Origin of the sequence: Dactylosporangium sp. NPDC048998, from assembly GCF_043197855.1 — a bacterium.
GTDB lineage: Bacteria > Actinomycetota > Actinomycetes > Mycobacteriales > Micromonosporaceae > Dactylosporangium.
This window is the reverse complement of the sequence record NZ_JBICTV010000103.1, coordinates 1-1,304: the sequence shown is the minus strand read 5'-3', so window position 1 is coordinate 1,304 and position 1,304 is coordinate 1. Positions and strand designations below refer to the sequence as shown.

The window sequence follows — 1,304 nt, the reverse complement described above, 5'->3', positions numbered from 1 at the left end:
TATGGCGTACCGCCGGCACCTGGCACGGATAGGACATTGCGCGCACACCAGCAGCGCCCGCGCCGCGGCCACCTCGTCATTCGGCAGCGGATAGAAAACGTCTACGTCAATCCCGCGGCACGCGGCCCGCTCCCACCAGTCTTCGCGGACGCCGAGCAGCGTCCGGTAGTCCGCGTCCGCCAAGGAGAGCGGCCCGGGTAGTGGGCTTCCGGTGCGACCGCCCGCCTGGGTGGCCGTACCGGAGGTCGAGCTTCGCGCGACCCGACCCGATAGCAACGACACCGTCATCTTTAGCTCTCCCTCTTTAGCCGGGACCGACGTGCCCAGCGGCGGCCTGTTGTAGGGGGCAGCACGAGTGCGCGGGCGCTGCGGGCAAACTCCGTATCTACGACCATGGATCATCTCCTTCTGATGTCAGGGGCCGGCATCACCGCCGCCTGCGGAAAGCGTGACGTCCGGGTGAGTGAAACGGTCCAAGCACGAATCCGTTCGAGCCGTCGTCAACGGTGGCGACGTATCGGTGGCGCCGCCGCCCGCTGCACCTCGCCACGACCGATACGGTCCACGATTGGCAATAGTCGGCGGCCGACTTCGCGACACGGAGCTGACGACTGAGCGGGGCACCGCACCGGATGCATTTCGAGTCCGCCGCGACGGCCTCGTAGATGAGTTGGATCAACGACAAATCGAGGGCGGTGAGCTCGGGGCGCCGTCCGGAAAGCGTACGGGAGGCGGGTGCAGCTTCGTCGTGACTGCAGGTCGCTGGAGCGAACGAACTACCGAGCGCCAACCAATGGGCCCAAAACGCCGCAAACAACTCCATGATCTCCTCCGCTATTGACTGCACCGGCGCGAGGTTGGCGAGTTTCATCTCCACGATCTGAACTCTTCGCTCTCCCCAGAGCCGGCACAGATCGATGCCGACCTGACCACGCTCGCGCGGCTCACGGCCCTTTCGCCCCAGGGAGACTCCCTGGTCCATGCCGGGTCCTGGCGACAGCCGGCAAGGGTGGCGCGACCGGAGGAGTTCTCGGCCGTAACGGGCGAGCCAATGCGCCGCGATCGCCGGCTTCGTAAGTCCGCGCGTCAGCGTCGTCAGCGAAGCCCTGGTTTGCGCCTTCGCAGGCCCGTGGATGGGCCAGGGATCCCCACGGGCGCGACGTGCCCGGCATCAGCGGCATCGTTCAATGGCGACGCGATGGGTGTACGGCACGTCGAGAGGAGGGAAGCGTCAGCCCAGCAGTTCCCGGATCCGCCCAGGTTCTACACCTGATCGCCTCGGACGTCGAGACGGCCCGCGCCGA

Annotated in this window: 2 protein-coding genes; both read right to left on the bottom strand. The window is 66.9% G+C overall.

The window, feature by feature from the left end:
- Window positions 1–288, bottom strand: a 288-nt coding sequence (locus ACGFI8_RS48015) for a WhiB family transcriptional regulator (protein ID WP_392815831.1), incomplete at its 3' end; no start/stop codon positions are given.
- Window positions 289–427: 139 nt separating this feature from the next.
- The gene (locus ACGFI8_RS48010; RefSeq protein ID WP_392815828.1) at window positions 428–982 is read right to left on the bottom strand and encodes a hypothetical protein; all 555 of its coding nucleotides are present in this window, start codon (window positions 980–982) and stop codon (window positions 428–430) included.
- Window positions 983–1,304: the final 322 nt, after the last annotated feature.

What these genes read in the sequence shown, in the direction of transcription:
- ACGFI8_RS48010 (WP_392815828.1), bottom strand. Translation starts at nt 982, where the DNA reads ATGGACCAGGGAGTCTCCCTGGGGCGAAAGGGCCGTGAGCCGCGCGAG.